The following is a 20,193-nucleotide window of genomic DNA, read 5'->3' as shown; positions in this document are numbered from 1 at the left end:
AGGTTCAGGCCTTGTCTTCGCGCAACTCGTCAGCCAGTCCGGCATCGGTCAGAATGCGGCGGGCTTCGTCGCCGCGTTCTTCCTCCACCAGAAAACGGCGTGGCAGAAGCCCGAGAGAGCCTTCGAGAATGCTCATTCCCTGATCGGCAATGAGGCTGTGGATGCCAGCATCCTTCATCAGGCTCTGCGCAAAGGAGAGCAGAACGGCGTCGTTGGTACGGATCAGTTCACGCATAGGTCAGTTTCCACCCCAAATCCCATCTTTTTGAACGGTGTGAGGCAAATCGCCCCTTGCCGCTTGCACCGCCGCTTTCTATTGTCGGCCCCAATATCGAACAGGAGTCCGGTCCGTTGGGCGTCGTCATACCGCTTGAAGAAAGCAAAAACAAACTCGCATCCGTCAAGCCGCTTGTCGACCTGACCCGTCCAGATATGGAAAGGGTTAACCAGCTTATCCTCTCCAAAGCCGGTTCCGATGTCCAGATGATACCCGAAGTGGCCAACCATCTGATATCCTCGGGTGGAAAGCGCCTGCGGCCGATGCTGACGCTCGCCTCCGCTGCCATGTTCAATTACCAGGGCGACCACCACATCAAGCTGGCGACCAGCGTCGAGTTCATGCACACGGCAACGCTTTTGCATGATGACGTGGTGGATGAAAGCGATCTGCGCCGTGGCAAGTCCACCGCCCGCACCATCTGGGGCAACCAGGCCAGCGTTCTGGTCGGCGATTTCCTGCTCGGCCAGGCCTTCCGCATGATGGTGGATGTCGGCTCGCTGGATGCGCTGGATGTGCTGTCCACCGCAGCTTCCGTTATCGCCGAGGGCGAGGTTCTTCAGCTTTCCGTTGCCAAGAATATGGAAACGACCGAGGATGATTACTTGCAGGTCATCCGCGCCAAGACGGCAGCGCTGTTTGCCGCTGCCGCCGAAGTCGGCCCCATCGTTGCCAAGACAGACAAGGCCACTCGCAGCGCACTGAAATCCTATGGCATGAATCTTGGCCTTGCCTTCCAGCTGGTGGACGACGTGCTGGATTACGGCGGAAAATCCGCTGATCTCGGCAAGAACACCGGCGATGATTTCCGCGAAGGCAAGATCACGCTGCCAGTCATTCTGTCCTATCGTCGCGGCACGGCGGAAGAGCGCGAGTTCTGGAAGCGCGCCATCGAGCAGGGCGAAAGCACGGACGAAAATCTGGAAACGGCACTTGGCCTGATCAAGAAATACAATGGCTTGGCTGACACGATTACCCGCGCCAACCACTATGGCACCATTGCCCGCGATGCGCTGGCACCTTTGCCGCAGAGCCCGTGGAAGAATGCCCTGATGGAAGTGATCGACTTCTGCATCGAGCGCGTGAACTAAAAGAGTGTTCTAGGCATCGCGGAAAAGACGCCTGTCGTCACCGCGATGCCGACATTTCACGAATCTAAAATCACGGGCAGAATTTCTTGCAGGCTTGCTCCAAAAAAGCCATTCTGTCGTGACGTGGTGTGTGATTGCGTGAACTGATTCCGGTTCAGGCACAACAGTCCAATTCAAGCGTTACAGCGTTCCGGTGCGATGGCTTGCCCCGAACTGTAAGGCGGGAAACTGATTTTTCGGTGCGAATGCACAAAAGCAAAGGTTCCTTCATGCGGCGCAAACCAGCATTTCGTCTTCTCTGCGGCGCGGCCTTCATTGCCGCCCTTTCCATCGGCGCAGGCTCCGTGCCTGCCTTTGCCGAGACGAAGCCCGCAGACAAGGCTGCCGAGACCGTCACTTTCGATCCCGCAAAGGTCAACACCTTCTCCGGCGCATTCCTGGCAGCCCGCACGGCGGATGTGGATCAGGATTTCGCGACCGCGATTACGCTTTACAAAAAAGCGCTGGAATTCGACACGGCCAATGTGGAAATCCGCCAGCGCCTGATGATTGCGCAGCTTCTGAGCGGCGATTTCGAAGCGGGTGCGAAGATTGCCGATTCGCTGAAGGACGATTCCTCCGTGGAACGCGTCACGACCATCGTTCGTGCGCTGGCCGCCATCAAGCACAAGGAATTTTCCAGCGCGGAAAAAATCCTGAAATATAGCGGCCCGAACGATCTGGACCGCATGGTCAACACGCTGCTGACCGCCTGGGCGCGCGCCGGTGCCGGCAAGGGCAAGGAAGCCCTGGCGCTGGTCAATGGCATGAAGGGACCGGGCTGGATTTCGATCTTCCAGAAGTACCATGCTGGTGCCATCGCACTGGTAACCGGCAACACGGAAGCCGCCCGCAAGAGCCTGAACGATGCCGTGACCGACCGTGAAGGCGGTGCGACTGCAACCGACACCTATATGCGCGCGGTGATGGCGCTGGCGCGGCTGGAAGCCAAGGCTGGCAACAAGCAGAAGGCGCTGGACACGATTTCCGTCGGCGACAATTTCGCGCCGAACTATGCGCCGCTGAAGGCGCTGCGCCAGAGCATCGAAAAGGGTGAAAAGCCCGATCAACAGGTACAGACGCCCATCGAGGGTGCTGCTGCTGTGATGTTCTCCATCGCCGGTGCGCTGAACCGCGAAGGCGCGGAAGAAATCGTCACGCTTTACCTTCAGACCTCGCGCGCACTCGATCCGCAAAGCGCCGATACGCTGATCCTTCTCGGTGGCCTTGCCGAAGCGCAGAAGCAGCCGGACCGCGCCATTGAATTCTACCGCGATGTACCGGCAGATTCGCCGATGCACCGGATTTCCGAATTGCAGTTGGGCCTGACCCTGGCGCAGACGGAGAAGGTGGATGAAGCGCGCAAGCATCTGAAGTCGCTGCTTGAATCCGATCCGTCCGATATTCGCTCCTACCTCGCCTATGGCTCGGTTCTGTCCGATGCCAAGGATTATGCGGCCATGGCGGCCAATTACGACAAGGCAGTAGAGGTTATCGGTTCTGTGCCGAAGAAAACCGACTGGACCATCTTCTTTCAGCGCGGCATTGCGTACGAGCGCCTGAAGCAGTGGGACAAGGCCGAGCCTGATTTCAAGCGGGCGCTGGAACTGAACCCCGACCAGCCGCAGGTGCTGAACTATCTGGGCTATTCCTGGGTGGATAAGAACATGCACCTCGATGAGGGGATCGACATGATCCGCCGCGCCGTCGAGCTGCGTCCCAATGACGGCTATATCGTCGATTCGCTTGGCTGGGCGCATTATCGTCTCGGCGCTTTCGATGAGGCGGTGACAGAGCTGGAACGCGCCATCGAACTGCGTGCCGGTGACCCGACCATCAACGACCATCTGGGCGATGCCTACTGGCGCGTCGGTCGCAAGATCGAGGCGGTCTACCAGTGGAACCGGGCACTGATTGGCGAAAGCGACGATGTGGACAAGACCAAGGTGAAGGACAAGATCGCCAACGGTCTGCCTCCGTTGGAAAAGGACGCTCAGAACACCGCCAAGAAGGATCAGGCGCCGCCGCCACCTGTGGCACCTGCCCCTGCCCCCGATAAGAAATCCTGACGCACTATGCTCTCGCATAAGCCTGCCGGAGCGGTTGAGACAATCGAAGCCGCTCCCGCGAAGACCAATCTCGCGCTGCATGTGATCGGACAGCGGGCAGATGGATACCATCTGCTTGAATCTCTGGTGACCTTCACCGAAGCGGGTGATGTCATCCGCATCAAGGATGCGCCGGAGGATGGGTTTTCAATTTCCGGGCCTTTCGCTGAAGTTCTTCAACAAGGAAACGCGGGCGATAATCTCGTGCTCAAAGCGCGGGATTTGCTGCGCGCTGCGGTCGGCGCCGAAGCGCCACCCGTCGCCATTCATCTGGAGAAAAACCTGCCCATTTCTTCGGGTATCGGCGGCGGATCTGCCGATGCGGCGGCAACGCTGCGAGGCCTTTGCCGCCATTGGCAAATGACGCCCGCCCCCGGAAAGCTTGAAGAGATTGCCCTGAAACTGGGGGCGGATGTGCCCATGTGTCTCGCCAGCCAGCCGCTGATTGCGCGCGGGATTGGCGAAGATATTACGATCCTCGGTGATATGCCCATCATGCCGCTCATTCTCGTCAACCCGCTGAAGGGCGTTTCGACGCCTGAGGTGTTCAAACGCCTGCCGAACAAGAGCAATCCTTCTCTTGGACAACGAGGCTACGAGACGTGGATGGATTTCATCGGCAAAAGCCGCAACGATCTAGAGCCGCCAGCGCGGCACATTCTGGCGGAAATCGCTGAGGTATCCGATCTGCTGGCGCGTGCAGGAGCATCGCTCGTGCGCATGTCCGGCTCCGGCGCGACCTGCTTCGGCCTCTTCGACACGGCAGAACACGCCGAATCTGCGGCCAACCAGCTTCGCCAAAAGCGTCCCGGCTGGTATGTTCAGGCAACGAAAACCATAGGCGGATTGCCAAGATGACTGTTGATAGAGCCTTTATTCCCGTCGGCATCGCGGTTTTGACCGTCTCCGACACCCGCACGCTGGCGGATGACAAATCCGGCGACACGCTTGCTGCCCGCATTTCTGATGCAGGCCATCTTCTCGTGGACCGCGCCATCGTGCCGGATGACAAGGCTGCCATTCAAGAGCAGGTGCGTCGTTGGACTTTGTCCGATGAGGTTGATGTGGTGATTACCACCGGCGGCACGGGCTTTACCGGACGCGATGTGACGCCGGAAGCGCTGGAACCCCTTTTCGAAAAGCGCATGGATGGCTTTTCCGCCGTGTTCCACCGCATTTCCTATGACAAGATCAACACATCCACCATCCAGTCACGCGCGACGGCGGGACTTGCCAATTCCACCTTCATCTTCGTGCTGCCCGGCTCTCCTGGCGCTTGCAAGGATGCGTGGGACGGCATTTTGAAAGCACAGTTGGATTACCGCCACATGCCCTGCAACTTCGTGGAAATCATGCCGCGTCTGGATGAGCATCTGAAGCGCGGCAAGGCGCAAGGGTAATTACCGCGCGGCGCGCAGCACCCAGGAAGGAATAAGCTCGGCGCTGAGGCGGCGGGTCTTTTGCGATTTTGGAAAATGATCGAGCGGCATGCCGGATCTGGCGATCGACAGGGCCTCGTCCTTGCGCAGCAACAGACCGTATTCCAGCGGCGGTCTGCGGCGAATGAAACGCGACAGAAAAGATGGCCGGTAATGCCGCGAGGGCGCAAAGCGGGCTGGCACCTTGTTCAGCGCCGTATATTCGCTGATATCCTCGATCCAGCCGCTTTGCGGACGGCTGCCCGGCTCCATCATCAAAATCCACTCACCGCGCGCAGATGCGATGATATCCCGGATGTCCCATTCCGTGTGAAAACGGCAACCGGCAGCTTCCGCGACGCGTGAGGAACCATCGCTGGAGGCGTGATCCAGCACAATGACGTCACTGATCAGCCCTTCCACAGCGCCCGAAACGAGCGTGGAGAGGGTGTGAGCAAGCTCCGGCTCCTGATCCCGGCATTCCATGATGACTGTCAGCATATGTCTATCAGCTTGTGTTCCGTTATGAGTGATAAATTGAAGAGGTTGATCGACCTACAACATTTCATCGATAAAATTCCTACCGCAATGCAAAAGAAATAGCTATCGCGCGTTTCAGCATTTTGTTCTTGTCTTGTTCTCATTTCTCGGTTAAGAATCTGGGCATCCACCAAGCCGGTTTCATGCCGGTCAGGAGCATCCAGATGAGACAACATGTGCTTTCCGGGCAGGCTGCCTTCCAGCCGGGCCATACGCCAGATATTGCCAATGCACTGGCCGATGCGTCCGGTCTGCGGATCGAGATCGACCGTCGTCGCGGGCGTGGTGCGGGCATCAATCCCGGCGGGCGTTTCGAGCCTCTGCAGCATGAGCCTGTCGATGATGGCTGGCAGATCATCGAGGAATTGCCGGAGTTTCGCACCGAAGTGCAGGTGGAAAAGCCGCGTAGCATTATCACCCGCAACGATTCGCCTGATATTCCTTTCGACCGGTCCATCAACCCCTATCGTGGTTGCGAGCATGGCTGCATCTATTGTTTCGCGAGGCCAAGCCATAGCTATATGGGCCTGTCGGCAGGGCTGGATTTTGAGGCCAAGCTGTTTGCCAAGCCGGATGCCGCAAAGCTTCTGGAACGTGAACTGGCCAAGCCCGGATACAAGGCGCGGGTGATTGCCATCGGCACCAATACCGACCCATACCAGCCTATCGAGCGGGAATGGCGCATCATGCGGCAGATCCTCGAAGTGCTGGCCAAGGCCGAGCATCCCGTCGCCATCGTCACCAAGTCGGGGCTTATTACCCGCGATATCGATATTCTCGCACCCATGGCAGCCAAGGGTCTGGTCAAGGTCGGGATTTCGGTCACGACGCTGGACCGCAAGCTCGCCCGCAGCATGGAGCCGCGCGCATCCACACCCAGCAAACGGCTGGAAGCGATCAAGACGCTGACCGATGCCGGTATTCCCGTTGCCGTCATGATGGCGCCGGTCATTCCAGCACTCAACGATCACGAGATCGAACGGGTGTTGGAGGCTGGAAAGGCGGCTGGAGCGACGGAGGCATCCTATGTGCTGCTGCGTCTGCCGCTGGAGGTGAGCCCGCTGTTTCGCGAATGGCTGCTGCGCAACTATCCGCACCGTTACCAGCACGTCATGTCGCTGGTACGCTCCATGCGTGATGGCAAGGATTACGATGCCGAGTTCGGCAAGCGGATGAAAGGTGCCGGTCCCTATGCCTGGCAGATCAGCCGCCGTTTCGAAATGACGACGAAGCGGCTGGGGCTCATCCGCCGTGGCATTCAGCTTCGCGACGATCTGTTCATAGCGCCGGGAGGTGCAGGCGTGCAGCTGTCTCTGCTTTGACCTTTCAAGAATACCCATAGCGTCTATGCCCTGCGCTACGGGTTTATGCCCCCGGTATCTACCGCCTCGCATGGGCTTGCTCTTTCCGCCCCAATTGAAAGAGCATGGAGGTCATGAGACCTCATGTAGCAGCAGCCCTCCGCCCCTTGGGCTGCTGCACAGACCCTGCGACCGGGGGCTTGCAGGAGATCGGTTGCCTGTGCCAGTTTCGCCGCATGAAGCGAAGCACAGCACCCGATTCTCCTGCCCTCTTTGACCTGATCGACACCGGCCCGGATTTCAGCCTGGAACTGGAGGCGAGGAAGCGCGGAGAGTGGCCGGTGGCCGGTACGGATGAGGCCGGTCGCGGACCTTTGGCCGGGCCCGTCGTCGCCGCCGCCGTCATTCTCGACCCCGACAATATTCCTGATGGCCTGAACGATTCGAAAAAACTGTCCAAGGCGCGTCGGGAGTTCCTGTTCGAGCAAATTCTGGAAACATCCATCGTCTCCATCGCCTCATCCGGCCCTCTCCTGATCGACCGCATGAATATATTGCGCGCCAGCCTGGATGCCATGCGCCGCGCCGTGCTTGGCCTTCAGACGGCACCTGCTCTCGTGCTGGCCGATGGGCGGGATATTCCACCGGGCATTCCCTGCACCGGCAAAGCCGTCATCAAGGGTGACGCGCGGTCTGTCTCTATTGCCGCAGCCTCCATCGTCGCCAAGGTCACGCGGGACCGGATGATGGAAAAGGCCGGATCGATCCATCCGGCCTATGGTTTCGAGGCCCATGCGGGCTATGGCACCCCAACGCATCTGCGCGCCATCGAGGCCAATGGCCCCTGTCCCCTTCACCGCATGAGCTTCCGCCCCATGCGGGTGGAGTGAGGCGGAGGTCGTTTAGCCCGCAAGCCGCATATCGTAAGCACCACGGTCGCGGCCCTGAGCCGTCAGCTGGAACTGCTGCAACAATTCCCGCAGCTTATCGCTTTCGCTGGCAAGCGCAGATGTTGCAGATGTCGTTTCTTCCACCATGGCGGCGTTCTGCTGGGTGGTCTGGTCCATCTGGTTGACGGCGGTGTTGAGTTCCGCAAGACCGGTTGCCTGCTCCTGCGCGGAAGAGGCGATTGCACCCATATGCTCGTTCATCACGGTCACATGCCGCTCGATAGTCTTCAGGGCATCACCCGTCTGCTTGACGAGATTGACGCCGTTTTCGACTTCCGTGGATGACTTTCCGATCAGTTCCTTGATTTCCTTGGCGGCCTTGGCGGAACGCTGCGCCAGTTCACGCACTTCCTGAGCGACCACCGCAAAGCCCTTGCCAGCCTCACCCGCACGCGCGGCTTCCACACCAGCGTTGAGCGCGAGAAGATTGGTCTGGAACGCAATCTCATCGATAACGACAATGATGTTGGAAATCTGGCCGGAAGACTGTTCGATGCGGTGCATGGCATCAACCGCAGTCGCGACGACGTCGCCGGAGATCTTTGCCGCACGGTTGGCTTCGGTCGCAGCACCACGTGCATCATTCACACGCTTGGTGGAGTTGGCAACATTGACGGTGATTTCATCGAGAGCCGCAGCTGTTTCTTCCAGCGTTGCCGCCTGCTGTTCGGTGCGCTTCGAGAGATCGACCGACCCTTCCGCGATTTCGCGGGTGCCGTTGTTCATCGTGTCAATGGAATGTGAGATTTCCGACAATGTTGCGCCCAGCTGCTTGAGCGAGCGGTTGAAATCGTGCCGCAACTGTTCGAAGTCAGGCGCGAAAACCTCGTTGATCTGGAAGGCGAGATCGCCGGAGGCCAGCCGGCGCAGGCCATCGGCCAGACCGGATGTTGCGATGCGCAGCCTCTCCTCCGCATCGGCTTCCGCCTTCTGCTGAGCAGCCAGACGTTCGACCTCGGCCTGCTTGCGGTTGGTTTCGGCATCGGCCTCCAGCCGCTTGTTTTCGATTGCAGCGCGGCGGAAGACCTCGACGGCTTCTGCCATCGCACCGACCTCGTCCTTGCGACCGCGAGCGGGAATGGTGATATCCGTATCGCCGTCCGAAAGGCGGCGCATCACGCCCGTCATCCGCCCAAGTGGTCTGGCAATATGGATGTTGCCGAAGAGGGCTGCACCTGCGCCGATGGCTAGCGCCAGCGCAAGCGAGATGTAATTGAGCATGGCGGCGGATTCGGCGATGTCAGTGGTGTCATCGCCCTCGCCTCGAACGTCGCCTTCCATATCATCGACAGCGCTTTGCAGCGCGGCCTTGGCGTCGCTATAGGCCGTCAAGGCATCACCCACGAAGCGAGAGCGTGCGTCATCGGCCTTTCCTGCCGTCAGCAGCGCCTTGACGTCGTTCCAGCGGGTTTCGGAGACCTTCCATTTTTCGGTGAAGGAAGCGAAATGTTTCTTGTCCGCCTCGTCTACCAGATAGTTCTGGTATTCCCGGAAATCGGCATCGAGTGCGGTGCGCGCTGCCTGCATCTGGGTTTCGAATTGCGGCCATGCCTCAGGCGTTGCGCTGACAATCGAGCTCTGCGCGTTTCTGATGTTGCTGACTTCCGTATTGACCTTACCCAGCAGAATGAAGGCTGGCACGCGATCACCGACGATCGTATCGATCTTGCCCCTGATCTGATTGAGCGAAGAAATCGAAAACCCGCCCTGCACGCCTGCAACGAGCAACATAATGCCCGACAGGGCACCTAGAACAAGACCTACCGATATTCGCATGATAATCCCCAGACGCGGAGTGACCCCACCGCTTACACAGTCATGTTTGGATATAAATTTACTGCATGAATAATATTCTTGAGAGGAACGACTTTGCCTTGAGGCCATTTATTAGGACTTTATCTCAAGGCGACATGCTCCTCCCCATGTCGTAATGAATATATTCTATTATCATTATTGAAATTTTATTAAAATTAGAATGGCTGAAAATCACATGGCCCGATATCTATCTTATCCAGCGCCGTTTCTTTGATATTTCCAATAACTCATATGGCTCGACTTGCATCGGCTTATCTATTCTCAAATTTTTATTTGAGAATTCGTCAAATCTAGATCAAAACATCAACCTTAAGAATAGTCCGATTTCCTAATACTCCGCTTTTGACAACGCTCCAGCAAAAAAATGGTTAGGCAAATTGTTCAACCCATCCAGCTTTTCGACAAATAAAAACCCCCGCCAGTTTCCCGGCAGGGGTTTGAAATCTCTCGATTAAATCTCGGATGCTTCCAAGATAACCGTAGCTTTAGTTCAGGCGCGTCTTGACGTCGCTGACGGCGGCTTTGAAAAGCTTGGCTTTTGCCGCTGCGGTTGTCTTTTCTGCGATGAGCTTTTCAGAAGCAGCGATGGCGAGATCGACGGCGGCGGCGCGCACGGCACCGATGGCATCGGCTTCAGCCTGCTTGATCTTCTGTTCCGACAAAGCGTTGCGGCGGGCGACGAATTCTTCCGTCTTCACCTTTGCTTCTGCCGTCAGGGCAGCGGCTTCGCGTTCTGCAGCAGCGATGATGTTGGCCGCATCGGCTTCGGCTTCCTTACGCTTGCGCTGATATTCGGCCAGCAGGTGCTGGGCCTCTTCGCGCAGACGCTTGGCTTCCGCCAGCTCTTCCTTGATGTTGCCAGCGCGCTCATCGAGCGAGCTTGCCAGCATGCCTGGGACCTTGAGATAGGCAATCAGGACGAAGAAGAGGATAAGACCAACGAGAGCGAAAAATGTTGCATCGAACGCCATATCAAGCTCCCTTCACTGCGGATGCAGCAGCGACGGCTGCCTTTGCATCCGTGTCCTTGACCTTGGTGCCGATCAGATGATCGACGATTGCGGTCGCGGTTTCCTCGGCAATGGTGCCGACATCGGCAAATGCTTGGCTCTTGATGCTGTCGATACGGGCTTCCGCAGCGGTCAGCTTCTGGGCCAGTTCGGCTTCGATGGCTGCGCGGTCGGCATCCGCCTTGACTTTCGCGGCTTCGCGGGCGGCAGCGGCAATGGAACCGGCCTTGGCGCGAGCGGCGCTCAATTCTTTTTCATAGGTTTCGATGGCGGCATCTGCCTCGGCCTTCAGCCGGGATGCTTCATCGAGGTCCTGTGCGATACGGCCGTGACGGTCTTCGAGAATACCACCAACGCGCGGCACGATGACCTTCTTCATGAGCACGTAGAAAAGGCCGAACGAAATGGCCAGCCAAAGAAGCTGGGATGCGTAAGTGGACTGATCGAACGGTGGAAACACTGCGGATGCGTGACCGGCATCATGTGCCACTCCCGTTTCCGTATGTGTTGCTTCCGGAGCGGTCTGACCGACAGCCGGAGTTCCGGTATTCGTTTCACTTGTCGCCGGTGCTGACTGGGCCAAAGCCTCGGTCACGAACATGCTCACCTCCAGGGGTAGTGCAAATGCGAAGGATCACGGCACGCTTGGCGAGCCGTGATCCATACCTGATGCCGATATTAGACAGCGAACAGGAGAAGGAGAGCTACGAGCAGCGAGAAGATGCCCAGAGCTTCCGTAACGGCGAAGCCGAATACCAGACGGCCGAACTGGCTGTCAGCGGCAGACGGGTTGCGCAGTGCGCCCGACAAGAAATCGCCGAAGATACGGCCGAGAGCGAGGGACGTACCAGCCATGCCGAGGCATGCGAGACCTGCGCCGATGTACTTTGCTGCTTCCGCTTCCATGTTAAGCTCCTTAGAATGGGTTGTTGCGGCTATTTTTGACACCCGGTTTTCGGGGCCAGCGACTTTACTTCTCAGTGACCGCCATGCACGGCGTCGTTCAGGTACATGCAAGTCAGTACCGCGAAGACGTATGCCTGCAGGAAGGCGACGAGAAATTCGAGACCGGTCATTGCGACCGTCATGATGAGGGGCAGGATTGCGCCACCGATACCAAGGGCGCCGAGCGCACCCATGGAAGCGACGAAGCCCGAGAAGACCTTCAGCGTGATGTGACCGGCCAGCATGTTCGCAAAGAGACGAACGGAAAGGCTGATCGGACGAGACAGGAAGGAGATGATTTCAATCGATGACACAAGCGGCAGAAGAACCGCCGGAACACCCTGCGGCGCGAAAATGCCGAGGAAGTGCAGGCCATGCTTATAAAAACCGTAAACAACGACCGTTCCGATGACGAGGCACGACAGTGCGAAGGTCACGATGATCTGGCTCGTAACGGTAAAGAAGTAAGGGAACATGCCCAAGAGGTTTGCCGTCAGAACGAACATGAACAGCGAGAAGACGAATGGAAAAAATACCATGCCCTTCTTGCCCGCACCTTCGCGCAGCATGGAGGCGATGAATTCATAGGACATTTCAGCAACGGACTGCATACGACCTGGGATCAGACCGCGGTTCGACGTTGCGAAATAAAGGAAACCGGATGCGGCAGCGACGGTAGCAACCATGAAAAGAGACGCGTTGGTGAACGAAAAATCCACGCCACCGATCTCAATCGGGATGATCGGCTGTACAATGAACTGATGCGTCGGATCGTTTGCCACCGGCTGCCCTCTTTACCTGTTGCCGCACATGGCGGCACTTTATCTATCCATGGAAAGAGGCGAGATCAGTCGCCCTGCTTTCCACCCTTGTCTTTTCCCAGTCCGCCTTCCAGAAGCGGCGGCTTGGCCACCACTCCGGCAGAACGCAGGACGTTCAACACGCCCGCACAGAACCCGAGAAGAAGAAGAACGATCATCCCCCACGGCGACGTGCCAGCAAAATGGTCCAGAAGATAACCCAGCATGGCGCCGACGATGACCGCGGAAATAAACTCGGAAGACAGCTTGATCGCCATTGCAAAGCCTTTTCGGCTTTCCGCTGCGTTCTGTTCCGTCTTCGCCTCCGCGTCGTCCTCCGCCTTCACCTTTGCCAACTCATCGGCCAGGCGCTTGCGGCGCTCATCCAGACTATCGTTACGGTTGCTGGTCATTGCTAAATCCCACCCTTTGTCTCCATACTGGCATTGCCAGAACTCTTTGGAGTTGTAAACGGCAGGGCTTTAAGCCTGTTCCAGCCCGCTCTGAAGTCGCGCGCAACATAGTTTTAGGGACTTCGCTAGTCAAGGCACTGATGGCGCTTAGCGGAATACAAAATTGTGTATTTGAATCAATATCTTGTGCAATATTCGCGGATTCTTTGCCTCGTTGCCTTCAGGAATCGGCAATTTTGACACGCTTATCCCGGGAAAAAGCCTCAAATCTCAGCTCCAGCCGCCGCCATAGGTGCGGTAGAAGACGTGCAGGCCGATTCTACCGACCTTTTTCATGGATTTGCCCCAGGCCGGACGCACATAGACGGCATGGTAGTGGGTGGCAGACCCCACTTCGCTGAGCCAGATCTTGCCAGCGGTGGTGGCCATCGCCACTTCGCGGGCCATCTTCCAATGACGCTCGGAGTTGATGCGGTCCTTTATATTGTCACAGGCGAAGGAAAACTGGCAACGATTGCGCCAATCCTTGTTCTGATAGACCACGCCGCAGATGGTTTTGGGATAGGAGGGATTGCGCACGCGGTTGAGAATGACCTGTGCAACGGCTGCCTGACCCTTAACCGATTCGCCGCGCGCTTCGAAATAGATGCCGGACGCGAGACATTGCTGTTCAGCGGCAGAAAACACCTCTGCTGGCAGAGGGGTCGCGGCCCAGGCGTGGTCGTCAGGTGAAATCTGCGGAATGAAGCGGCCCGCTTCCGGCTTTTTCAAAATGGCATCGAATGGCGATTCGCGGGCGAAATCCGGTTCGGCAGGCGCATAGGCCGTTGCTAGGACATCCGGCGTGCGGTTGGTAATCAGTGCTGCCACCATGGGCGAAACGCTTTTTTCGGTCTTTGTCTCGTCGCGGCGGAAATAGAAGGAGGCAAGTTCGATCTCGTTGCTCTTCTTCTGTTTGACGAAGGCGGTGCGGTCCTTGCGCTTCAGCGGCTCGATATCCAGCATGCTGGTGCGCTGAAGCACGGAGCCTGCGGTAAAGGATTTCGGCGGCTGCATGATTTCGGTGGAGACCACCCGGCCCTTCTTGGCGGCGCGGTTGACGCGGTCGCTGTCTGGCGAAGTCTGCTTGCCGCTCTTGCCGGTCACGAAGGCGACCTTGCGACCATCAGGCGTAACCATTCCAGCACCGGTCAGAGCAGATGCGGGATTTGCTTCGTTGAAGGCGAGCGATGCATTATGGACAGAGCCTGCAGGAGAATTGGTCAGCACCATGCGCCACTGTTCACCACCGCCATCAAGCCCGGCGAGAAGCGATGCCAGATCGGCGCGCGCGGCGAAGGAGGGAAAGGCGAGCCATGCGGCAAGGCCGAAGACGACAGGCGATGTCCATTTCTCAAACGAGAAGAAGGACCCGCGACGCGATACTTTTCTTGAACGCAAAACCAGCACTCCGGACACACAGACGCAACTCACTGCTACAGCACGGGATAATCTCTCATTAACCTTGATGCTTGGTTAACAGGGCCGGTTTGGGCGTCTTCACGTTAGCGTGTCCGCATATAAAGAAAGCGCCACCCTCACGGAGAGGATGGCGCTTACGTTCTTGTTCAGGATTGCGGGTGGATCAGATCACGACGTGAGAGCCGAGTTCCACCACGCGGTTTGCAGGAAGGCGGAAGTAATCCGAAGGGTCTGCCGCGGTCTCGGCAAGGCCGATGAACAGACGGTTCTGCCAGCCGGGCATGCCCGATTTCGGATCTGGAACGAGCTTGCGTCTGCCCAGATAGAATGACGTCGACATGATATCGAACTTGTAGCCGGTGCGACGCAGGTAGCCTAAGGCCTGCGTGACGTTCTGCGTTTCCATGAAGCCGAAATGCAGTTCGACGACGACGAAGCGCTCGCTGACCTTGGTGATCGTATAGCGTTTGTCCGGGTGAACACGCGGCGTGTCTTCCGTGCGGATCGTCAGAATGACATTCTTGTCATGCAGAACGTGATTGTGCTTGAGATTGTGCAGCAGCGCCGCAGGTGCCGTTTCCGGGTCGCCGGTCAGGAAGATTGCCGTGCCGGGAATGCGAACCGGCGCATGGGCACTTTCCTTTTCAACCGAAGCGACGAAGGCCTTAAGCGGCACATCGGTGCGACGGGTTTTGGCGAAAAGGATTTTCGATCCGCGCTGCCATGTCGTCATGATAATGGTGAAGGCAACGGCCAGCAGCACCGGCACATAACCGCCATCGTGGATTTTCAACAGGTTTGCGCCGAGGAAGATCAGTTCGAGCGAAATGAACGGGAAGATGACCAGCATGGCCAGCGATCTCGACCATTTCCAGTGGCTACGGGCGAACTGGAAGAACAGCAGGCTGGTAACGACCATCGCGCCGGTCACCGAGATACCATAGGCAGTGGCCAGCGCATCCGAGCTTTTGAAGGTCAGCACCAGCGCGACGACACCCAACAGGAGAACGGTGTTGACGGATGGAAGGTAAATCTGTCCCGTATTGGTTTCGGAGGTGAACAGGATTTCCATACGCGGCAGATAGCCGAGGTTGATGGCCTGACGCACCAGCGAGAACGCGCCTGTTATGACCGCCTGGCTGGCAATGATGGTGGCTGCCGTTGCCAGAATGACAGCTGGCAGAATCGCCCATTGCGGGAACATCAGATAGAACGGATTGGACATTGCCGCCGGGTCTTTCAGAACCAGAGCGCCCTGCCCGAGATAATTGAGCGTCAACGCCGGAAAGACCAGCACGAACCACGCCCACTGAATGGGTCTGCGTCCGAAATGGCCCAAATCCGCATAGAGCGCTTCAGCACCGGTGATGGTCAGGAAGACAGCACCAAGAACCACAAGACCGTAAAAACCCTCGGCCATCAGAAACTCGACGGCGTGCCAGGGATTGAATGCGTAGAGGATGCTGTAGTCATCCGAGATATGCAGCAACCCGACGAGGCCCATGACGATGAACCAGACGGCCGTGATCGGGCCGAAAAATTTGGCAACCGTTTCCGTGCCGTGGGACTGGATGGCAAACAGGCCAACCAGAATGCCGACGGAAATGGGGATGATGAAGGAATCCATCTGCGGTGTGACGAGTTTCAGGCCTTCCACCGCCGAAAGGACGGAAAGAGCTGGCGTAATCATCGCATCGCCGAGAAAAAGTGCGGCGCCGATGAGGCCCAGCATAATAAGGACGCCACGTTTGGCACCGGCGGTCTTCATCAACAGCGCCAGCAGCGAAAGCGTGCCGCCTTCACCGTCATTGTCTGCCCGCAGCAGGAAACAGATGTATTTGATGGTGACGATGATGGTCAGAGCCCAGATCATCAACGAGATGAGGCCGATGACCTCCGATTCCGTGACACCATCATAAGAGATGGGCTTCAGGGCTTCACGAAAAGCATAAAGCGGACTGGTGCCGATATCGCCGTAAACGACGCCGATCGAGCCCAGCATTGCCGGAAACAGGCCTTTGAGGCGGTGATCATCCGCGCCGGGCTTGTCGATATGTTCCTTATCCAAGGCATGAGACATGTTGATTCTGACCGGTTAGAGCCAGCCCTTCCAACGGAAAAAGATGAACGGAATGATGGCCGATATGAGCATGACGAAGACTGCCAGTGGATATCCATAGGACCACTGCAACTCCGGCATGACGTTAAAGTTCATTCCGTAAACGGATGCCACGAGCGTTGGCGGCAAAAACACGACCGACGCGATGGAGAAAATCTTGATGATGGCGTTCTGTTCGACATTGATCATGCCGAGCGACGCATCCAGCAAAAAGGTCAGATTGCCGGATATAAAGGAAGCATGTTCGGACAGGGACTGGATATCCCGGCCAATGGAACGGCCCGTTTCCTTGTTTTCCTTGTCCTGCTGCACATTGGGCGTGGCTTGCAGAAAAGATTGCAAACGGGCAAGCGATGCCAGACTATCGCGCACCTTCGATATCAGCCGGTGATAGCCGGAGATATCGGCAATCTTGTCTTCAAGATAGCGCGGTGCCTTGCGCTTGCTGCGCGCCTGCTCCCCAAAAATGCCTGCGGCCACATCATCGATACGCACGACAGAATTTTCCAGAATTTCGGCGGTGCGATCCACGATGGTTTCGAGAAGCTTCAACAGCAGCGCCGTGCCGCTGCGCATCTCATGCGGAACGCGGGAAATGGCACCGATGAAGAGATTGAAGGACTTCGGCTCCGCATAACGGATGGTGACGAGGCGTTTTCCGACGAGAATGAAAGCGACATCCGTCAGCCGTGGGTCTTTGGAATCCGCATTCCACACCAGAGAACCGGTCATGAAGACATTGCCATCTTCCACGTAAAGGCGGCTGGATGGTTCTATGTCTTTCAGATCTTCGCGGGTGGGCAGTTCGACGCCGAGTAGATTTTCGACGTAAAGCTCTTCGGCTCTTTCCGGATTGATGAGATCGATCCAGACAATATCGTCCGAAATCTGCGGGACCGAACGGTCCGCCGACAGGCTGATTGCCTCGCAATTCGAGCGATAGGCTTTGATCAATCAGTTTCTCCGGTCAGCACACCGACAGAGGTCGATATGCTGCTCTAACACATCATGTGTGGCTTCCGCAAACGCCCGGATGGACGGCGGATCAAACGGCGCAGGGCTATGCTCTCAATGCCTCCAAGAATCAAGGGGTATTTTTCGCAGCGCTTTTGCAGCTGCTTTTCACCCCAAGCCGAGCCGCAAAAATCGCCTCCCCAAACCGCTTGCTTTTCCTAGCCGATAACTCTGAAGAAACTACCCTACATTCAAGGCTTTACCGCGTTTTCAGAAGCAGATAAGGACGAGTCTTACTCTCGTTAAAACAGAAATTCGCCCGCGCTTTCTACCTAAGCGCGGGCGTGTCAAGTTGTGCTAGAGAACGAGTGCTATGCGTGGGCTGCATCGATCAGGCGTCGTTATTCGAAGACAATGCGTGGCGCGGGCTTGCGCAGCCCTGCCCCCACCTGTGTCCAGACTTTCTCCGCAATGTCCCGGTAAATCTGGGCCTGCGGCCCATCGGGCTCTGCCACCACGACAGGTGTTCCGGCATCCGACAATTCGCGGATGGAGATGGTGAGTGGCACTTCGCCAAGGAAGGGAACGCCGATACGCTCTGCTTCCGCGCGCGCCCCGCCATGGCCAAAAATATCGTAGCGCGCCCCCGTATCCGGTGCGATGAAGTAGCTCATATTTTCGATGATGCCCAAAAGCGGCACCTCGACCTTGCGGAACATGGTGATGCCCTTGCGCGCATCGATCAGTGCCAGATCCTGCGGCGTGGAGACGATGACGGCACCGGCCAGCGGCACCTGCTGGGCGATGGTCAGCTGCGCGTCCCCGGTGCCGGGCGGCATGTCGAGAACCAGAACGTCGAGCTCGCCCCATGCCACTTCCCGCAGCATCTGCATCAGGGCGGATTGAACCATCGGCCCGCGCCAGATCATCGCCGCTTCTTCATCCACCAGAAAACCCATGGACATGACCTTCAGGCCATAATTTTCCATGGGAATGATGATGCGGCCTTCCGCCTGCTGCGGGCGCCCGGACAGTTTCAACAGTCGCGGAAGGGAGGGGCCATAAATATCAGCATCGAGAATGCCGACACGCAGGCCCAGTGTCTGGAGACCAAGCGCAAGATTGACAGCTGTTGTCGATTTGCCCACCCCGCCCTTGCCGGAGGCGACAGCGATGATGGCACCGATGCCGGGAACACCAGCTTTTGTGCGGGGCTGCGGAACAGCGGATTTTACCGGTGGCGGTGGGGCTTTCTGTGCCGGAGCAGAGCCAGCTTTACGATCCGCCGTGAGCGCGACCATGGCGGATTTGATGCCGGGCACGCCAAGTGCTGCCTTTTCGGCAGCCAGCCGCAGCGGCTCCATGGAATCGGCCTTGTCTGCCGGAACGGTGATGGAGAAGAAGGCCTTGGCATCGGCAATGAAGATTTCCGACACCATGCCAAGCGCCATGATGCTTCTGTCGCCGCCCGGATAGACGACGCTTTCCAGTGCCTGTTCGATCTGCTTCTTATCGACCTGTGTCATGTCAATATCCGTTATACCCACAGCCTCGGCCCGCAACTCGCAAGGATTTGGGACAGCACGATGCGTAGATTTCAGTAATGAGAGCGTTCAACGCCTCCATGCGTTGGTCTTCAATAACCAAGCGTGCGGGTTTCGCCAATGATAAAGCGCAATCCGCACATCACAGAATGGATTGATCAGACTTCGCCACCCGTATCGAATTTTTCCGGATCGAAGACACGACCATCGAAAAACGCATCCGGGCCTAGTACGAGACCGGAGCGGGAGGCGCCGACATCGACCGGCATGTGCAGCGTGCCTTCGAGCTTCATGTTGGCTGATGGCACAGGGGCGAAAAGCGGCTTGATCGCCTTGCGGAAAATATCCGGGCGGAAGGCCTCGCAGGCTGCCTCATAGGCTTTGACATCGCCCGAGAATTCCGGCGGGCAATCGTTCCATCGCAGCATCTGCGAAAAGAACCACAGCGCCTGGCTCTGCCAGGGGAAATTCGCCGCCTTGCCGCTGGTGGAAAAGAAGCCGTTGCATTCCAGCATGCGGGCAGGCGAATGCGAAATAAAGCCGGTCAGTGCCGGCAGAATGAGATCACCCTCCATATCGAGATAATGGGGTGCGGCCAGAATGCCAGCCAGCTCTTCTATATTGGCGTTGATGGCGCACCATTCGCCAGCGCGGTAAAGGGCGCGCAACAGCGCTTCCAGTGTTGCCGGTTCGGCCCCTGCCCAATCCCGCGAGACGGCCAGCACCTTTTCCGGCGCATTCTGCCAGATATGGGACTTGGTGGTAATGATCCTCGCCGTTCCGCGCAGAACGGCAGCGGTACCATAGGGTTCTGCAACATAGAAACCATCGATCTCACCCGCTTCCAGCATTTGCGGCATGGCTGAGGGTGCCACTTCGACAAGCGTGATGTCACGTTCAAGGCGCAGGCGGGCATTGTCCAGGAGATAACGCAGTTCGAACATCGAGACTGCCAGAGGATGTTCGACCGCAAGCTTGAGCGGTTTCAGCCCCGCCGTCTGGCGCGATGCCGCCACGCGGGCAAGCGCCCGGGCGACGGTGCCAGGATCGGGGATTTTCATGCCCTGCTCGACCAGATCGTCATGCACTATCTGCGAGACGGCAAAGGTCGCGCCGCCTGTGGCAAGGACAAAGGGCGCTATCAGATCGGCGGGAAGATCGGGCAGACCCAGAGCTGAAGCAACCGGCAGGGATGCGGAAAGATGCAGGCCGTGGAGATCGCCCTTGTCCCACCCGGCCAGCAACTCGCGGGCAGATGCTTTTTTGACGAGTTCGAGGGAAAGCCCCTCATCCGTGGCGAAACCTTTTTCGGCTGCGACAACAAGAACCGCACAATCAATTGTCGGAGAAAAACCAGCCTTGAAGCTTTTCGAAGCCGACAAACGAATCTCCTCTGCCGTGGGCAATT

General features: G+C 57.6%; 19 protein-coding genes. 6 read left to right on the top strand and 13 right to left on the bottom strand.

The window, feature by feature from the left end:
* Positions 1 to 4: 4 nt before the first annotated feature.
* Complete coding sequence (locus tag ABUK73_RS03370) at positions 5 to 235, bottom strand: putative signal transducing protein (protein ID WP_062450762.1); 231 nt, start codon at positions 233 to 235, stop codon at positions 5 to 7.
* A 116-nt stretch (positions 236 to 351) separates the two neighbouring features.
* On the opposite strand from ABUK73_RS03370, the gene ABUK73_RS03365 reads away from it, so the two are divergent.
* The 4 genes from ABUK73_RS03365 (at position 352) to moaB (ending at position 4,915) form a co-directional block, all read left to right on the top strand.
* Positions 352 to 1,368, top strand: a complete 1,017-nt coding sequence (locus ABUK73_RS03365) for a polyprenyl synthetase family protein (RefSeq protein ID WP_353576448.1) — start codon at positions 352 to 354, stop codon at positions 1,366 to 1,368.
* Between the two features lie 269 nt (positions 1,369 to 1,637).
* Positions 1,638 to 3,476, top strand: coding sequence for a tetratricopeptide repeat protein (locus tag ABUK73_RS03360; protein ID WP_353576041.1), 1,839 nt, complete (start codon positions 1,638 to 1,640; stop codon positions 3,474 to 3,476).
* Between the two features lie 6 nt (positions 3,477 to 3,482).
* Positions 3,483 to 4,373 (top strand): 4-(cytidine 5'-diphospho)-2-C-methyl-D-erythritol kinase, encoded by an 891-nt coding sequence (locus tag ABUK73_RS03355; protein ID WP_353576040.1) that lies wholly within the window; start codon positions 3,483 to 3,485, stop codon positions 4,371 to 4,373.
* Entirely contained in the window at positions 4,370 to 4,915 is a 546-nt protein-coding gene (gene moaB / locus ABUK73_RS03350) for a molybdenum cofactor biosynthesis protein B (protein ID WP_353576039.1), read from the top strand. The genes ABUK73_RS03355 and moaB overlap by 4 nt, the downstream gene beginning before the upstream one ends.
* Here moaB and ABUK73_RS03345 read toward each other — a convergent pair whose 3' ends face one another.
* The gene (locus tag ABUK73_RS03345) at positions 4,916 to 5,434 is read right to left on the bottom strand and encodes a glycosyltransferase family protein (RefSeq protein ID WP_353576038.1); all 519 of its coding nucleotides are present in this window, start codon (positions 5,432 to 5,434) and stop codon (positions 4,916 to 4,918) included.
* Positions 5,435 to 5,637: 203 nt separating this feature from the next.
* Here ABUK73_RS03345 and ABUK73_RS03340 point away from each other — a divergent pair, with 203 nt between their 5' ends.
* Positions 5,638 to 6,795, top strand: a complete 1,158-nt coding sequence (locus ABUK73_RS03340; protein ID WP_353576037.1) for a PA0069 family radical SAM protein — start codon at positions 5,638 to 5,640, stop codon at positions 6,793 to 6,795.
* A gap of 215 nt (positions 6,796 to 7,010) precedes the next feature.
* Positions 7,011 to 7,664, top strand: a complete 654-nt coding sequence (locus tag ABUK73_RS03335; protein WP_353576447.1) for a ribonuclease HII — start codon at positions 7,011 to 7,013, stop codon at positions 7,662 to 7,664.
* Between the two features lie 12 nt (positions 7,665 to 7,676).
* On the opposite strand, the gene ABUK73_RS03330 is transcribed toward ABUK73_RS03335, so the two are convergent.
* From ABUK73_RS03330 to ABUK73_RS03280, 11 genes are all read right to left on the bottom strand, one after another.
* Positions 7,677 to 9,500: a HAMP domain-containing methyl-accepting chemotaxis protein gene (locus ABUK73_RS03330; RefSeq protein ID WP_353576036.1), complete on the bottom strand. Its 1,824-nt coding sequence runs from the start codon at positions 9,498 to 9,500 to the stop codon at positions 7,677 to 7,679.
* 524 nt (positions 9,501 to 10,024) lie between these two features.
* Positions 10,025 to 10,510 carry a F0F1 ATP synthase subunit B gene (locus ABUK73_RS03325; protein ID WP_113088697.1) on the bottom strand — a complete coding sequence of 162 codons (486 nt, stop codon included), beginning with the start codon at positions 10,508 to 10,510 and terminating at the stop codon, positions 10,025 to 10,027.
* Position 10,511: 1 nt separating this feature from the next.
* The gene (locus ABUK73_RS03320) at positions 10,512 to 11,150 is read right to left on the bottom strand and encodes a F0F1 ATP synthase subunit B (RefSeq protein ID WP_353576035.1); all 639 of its coding nucleotides are present in this window, start codon (positions 11,148 to 11,150) and stop codon (positions 10,512 to 10,514) included.
* A gap of 77 nt (positions 11,151 to 11,227) precedes the next feature.
* Positions 11,228 to 11,455 (bottom strand): F0F1 ATP synthase subunit C, encoded by a 228-nt coding sequence (locus tag ABUK73_RS03315; protein ID WP_027673924.1) that lies wholly within the window; start codon positions 11,453 to 11,455, stop codon positions 11,228 to 11,230.
* A gap of 71 nt (positions 11,456 to 11,526) precedes the next feature.
* Positions 11,527 to 12,276 (bottom strand): F0F1 ATP synthase subunit A, encoded by a 750-nt coding sequence (locus ABUK73_RS03310; RefSeq protein WP_111840962.1) that lies wholly within the window; start codon positions 12,274 to 12,276, stop codon positions 11,527 to 11,529.
* Positions 12,277 to 12,341: 65 nt separating this feature from the next.
* Positions 12,342 to 12,707 carry an AtpZ/AtpI family protein gene (locus ABUK73_RS03305; RefSeq protein ID WP_353576034.1) on the bottom strand — a complete coding sequence of 122 codons (366 nt, stop codon included), beginning with the start codon at positions 12,705 to 12,707 and terminating at the stop codon, positions 12,342 to 12,344.
* 270 nt (positions 12,708 to 12,977) lie between these two features.
* The gene (locus tag ABUK73_RS03300) at positions 12,978 to 14,147 is read right to left on the bottom strand and encodes a cell wall hydrolase (protein ID WP_353576033.1); all 1,170 of its coding nucleotides are present in this window, start codon (positions 14,145 to 14,147) and stop codon (positions 12,978 to 12,980) included.
* Between the two features lie 184 nt (positions 14,148 to 14,331).
* Positions 14,332 to 16,170 (bottom strand): potassium transporter Kup, encoded by a 1,839-nt coding sequence (locus ABUK73_RS03295; protein WP_353576446.1) that lies wholly within the window; start codon positions 16,168 to 16,170, stop codon positions 14,332 to 14,334.
* 93 nt (positions 16,171 to 16,263) lie between these two features.
* Positions 16,264 to 17,241, bottom strand: coding sequence for a magnesium transporter CorA family protein (locus ABUK73_RS03290; protein ID WP_353576032.1), 978 nt, complete (start codon positions 17,239 to 17,241; stop codon positions 16,264 to 16,266).
* Positions 17,242 to 17,642: 401 nt separating this feature from the next.
* Positions 17,643 to 18,767: an Mrp/NBP35 family ATP-binding protein gene (locus tag ABUK73_RS03285; protein WP_353576031.1), complete on the bottom strand. Its 1,125-nt coding sequence runs from the start codon at positions 18,765 to 18,767 to the stop codon at positions 17,643 to 17,645.
* Positions 18,768 to 18,943: 176 nt separating this feature from the next.
* Positions 18,944 to 20,167, bottom strand: a complete 1,224-nt coding sequence (locus ABUK73_RS03280) for a CmpA/NrtA family ABC transporter substrate-binding protein (RefSeq protein ID WP_353576030.1) — start codon at positions 20,165 to 20,167, stop codon at positions 18,944 to 18,946.
* Positions 20,168 to 20,193: the final 26 nt, after the last annotated feature.

The sequence above is a fragment of the Agrobacterium vacciniicorymbosi genome, assembly GCF_040427045.1.
GTDB lineage: Bacteria > Pseudomonadota > Alphaproteobacteria > Rhizobiales > Rhizobiaceae > Agrobacterium.
This window is presented reverse-complemented; position numbering and strand designations above follow the sequence as displayed.

Excerpts from the sequence above, each read along its gene's own strand:
- moaB (WP_353576039.1), top strand. The coding sequence starts at position 4,370 with ATGACTGTTGATAGAGCCTTTATTCCCGTCGGCATCGCGGTTTTGACC.
- ABUK73_RS03295 (WP_353576446.1), bottom strand. The coding sequence starts at position 16,170 with ATGCTGGGCTCGATCGGCGTCGTTTACGGCGATATCGGCACCAGTCCG.
- ABUK73_RS03330 (WP_353576036.1), bottom strand. The coding sequence starts at position 9,500 with ATGCGAATATCGGTAGGTCTTGTTCTAGGTGCCCTGTCGGGCATTATG.
- ABUK73_RS03325 (WP_113088697.1), bottom strand. The coding sequence starts at position 10,510 with ATGGCGTTCGATGCAACATTTTTCGCTCTCGTTGGTCTTATCCTCTTC.
- ABUK73_RS03340 (WP_353576037.1), top strand. The coding sequence starts at position 5,638 with ATGAGACAACATGTGCTTTCCGGGCAGGCTGCCTTCCAGCCGGGCCAT.
- ABUK73_RS03360 (WP_353576041.1), top strand. The coding sequence starts at position 1,638 with ATGCGGCGCAAACCAGCATTTCGTCTTCTCTGCGGCGCGGCCTTCATT.
- ABUK73_RS03335 (WP_353576447.1), top strand. The coding sequence starts at position 7,011 with ATGAAGCGAAGCACAGCACCCGATTCTCCTGCCCTCTTTGACCTGATC.
- ABUK73_RS03355 (WP_353576040.1), top strand. The coding sequence starts at position 3,483 with ATGCTCTCGCATAAGCCTGCCGGAGCGGTTGAGACAATCGAAGCCGCT.
- ABUK73_RS03320 (WP_353576035.1), bottom strand. The coding sequence starts at position 11,150 with ATGTTCGTGACCGAGGCTTTGGCCCAGTCAGCACCGGCGACAAGTGAA.
- ABUK73_RS03370 (WP_062450762.1), bottom strand. The coding sequence starts at position 235 with ATGCGTGAACTGATCCGTACCAACGACGCCGTTCTGCTCTCCTTTGCG.
- ABUK73_RS03345 (WP_353576038.1), bottom strand. The coding sequence starts at position 5,434 with ATGCTGACAGTCATCATGGAATGCCGGGATCAGGAGCCGGAGCTTGCT.
- ABUK73_RS03285 (WP_353576031.1), bottom strand. The coding sequence starts at position 18,767 with ATGACACAGGTCGATAAGAAGCAGATCGAACAGGCACTGGAAAGCGTC.
- ABUK73_RS03305 (WP_353576034.1), bottom strand. The coding sequence starts at position 12,707 with ATGACCAGCAACCGTAACGATAGTCTGGATGAGCGCCGCAAGCGCCTG.
- ABUK73_RS03315 (WP_027673924.1), bottom strand. The coding sequence starts at position 11,455 with ATGGAAGCGGAAGCAGCAAAGTACATCGGCGCAGGTCTCGCATGCCTC.